This is a genomic window from Peribacillus sp. P4_D6 (assembly GCF_056401795.1).
Genome location: NZ_JBFUIQ010000377.1, coordinates 1 through 752, shown reverse-complemented (window position 1 = coordinate 752; position 752 = coordinate 1). Strand labels below are relative to the sequence as shown.

Genomic DNA, 752 nt, shown 5'->3' with positions numbered 1-752 from the left:
GTCCATGCCCAAGGAGACAGGGCAATAGAGATGTATTTAAATTGCGTGGAAAAGGCTTTGAATGAATCGCCCAGAAAAGATCATAGACATAGAATTGAGCATGCTGGAATATCTTCACCAGATTTACAAAAAAGGATGAAAGAACTTGGGGTCATCCCAATCCCCAACCCCCCATTTCCTTATGAATTCGGTGATATATATATTGAACATTACGGCAATAGGGTCAACCATATGTACGCTGCCCGTGATTTTATTGATAATGGCATCCTGGCCGCAGCCGGTTCAGATGCTCCCGTTACTGATCACGACCCTATATTAGGCATACACGTTGCTGTTAATAGAACAAGCAGGTCTGGTATGAAAATAGGTGCGATTCAATCGATTAGCGTATTGGAAGCCATTAAACTATACACATGGAATGGCGCGTTTGCTAGTTTCGATGAAGATGTCAAAGGCAGCCTGGAGGCAGGAAAGCTGGCCGATCTAGTAGTATTGAATGATAGTATATTGAAAGTGGATTCCCAAAATATCAAGGATTTGAAAGTTGAAACGACGATTCTGAATKGGGAGATTCTTTATCATAGGGAAACAATGGTGGAAATATAATCTAGCGTGACTATTTTAAAACAACAGGACCYTCACTTACAATTTTTTGGCTTAAGCGAACGAAGAGGATTTAGCAGGTTATCTAAAAGGGGGATATTCACTATGAAAAAGCAAAAATTATTAATTAATGGTGAGAGGCTGAGTCG

Annotated in this window: 1 protein-coding gene; it reads left to right on the top strand. The window is 40.4% G+C overall.

Annotated features, from left to right (window positions below; all coding sequences use genetic code 11):
* Nucleotides 1-606 (top strand): amidohydrolase (locus AC1DVB_RS27705; RefSeq protein ID WP_477592060.1); only part of this gene is annotated, 606 nt, incomplete at its 5' end.
* Nucleotides 607-752: the final 146 nt, after the last annotated feature.